At 48.4% G+C, this 985-nt stretch carries 1 protein-coding gene; it reads left to right on the forward strand.

Annotated elements, in window-relative coordinates; translation table 11 throughout:
- Positions 1-985 (forward strand): DNA topoisomerase (locus tag R7Q11_RS25070; protein WP_263857193.1); only part of this gene is annotated, 985 nt, incomplete at both ends.

Genomic DNA, 985 nt, shown 5'->3' on the forward strand with positions numbered 1-985 from the left:
GTCTAGGCCGTGCTATTGCGGCTGCTTTACCTAAGCCCCAAAAGAAAGACCAGGGCTTTATCTGGTGGGGAAATGGGGATGTGGTGACGTGGTGTATTGGTCATTTGCTAGAGCAAGTTGAGCCAGACGCTTACGATGAACGCTACAAAAAATGGAACATGGCCGATCTGCCGATTGTTCCTCAGCAATGGCAACTTAGACCGAGAAAAAGTGCCAGTAAGCAGTTAACCGTGATTCGTAAATTGCTCAAAGAAGCAACTGAAGTGATTCATGCGGGAGACCCAGACCGTGAAGGGCAGTTGTTAGTTGATGAGGTTCTCGACTACTGCAAGCTTTCCAAAACTAAGAAAGAAGCGACACAGCGTTTGCTGATTTCCGACTTGAACTTACCTGCAGTGAAGCGCGCACTAAGCTCAATGCGCAGTAATCGTGATTTTATTCCTCTGTCTGTTTCCGCTCTCGCGCGCTCACGGGCGGATTGGTTGTATGGAATGAATATGTCTCGCGCTTATACCTTGCTGGGACAAAAGGCTGGCTACCAAGGTGTGCTCTCGGTTGGGCGTGTGCAAACTCCGGTTCTAGGGCTTGTCGTCCGTCGAGATGAAGAAATTGAAAACTTTGTTCCGAAAGATTACTTCACGCTGCACGCATTGATCCCGTATCAAGACCAAAATGGGGCGTTTGATATTCGCGCACGCTGGAAACCCAGTGAGGCTTGCAAACCATGGCAGGATGAAGAAGGGCGAGTATTAAATCGCAAGTTAGTCGAAAACGTCGCTAATCGGATCGCGAACCAGCCAGCGATAGTGAAGGAATCAGAGCAGAAGCAAACCAAGCAATCTGCACCATTGCCATATTCATTATCTGCTTTGCAGATTGATGCAGCAAAGCGTTATGGCATGAGTGCGCAGCAGGTGCTAGATACTTGTCAGGCACTATACGAAAAGCACAAACTGATCACTTATCCGCGTTCTGATTGTCGCTA

This window comes from Vibrio sp. 970, assembly GCF_033339075.1.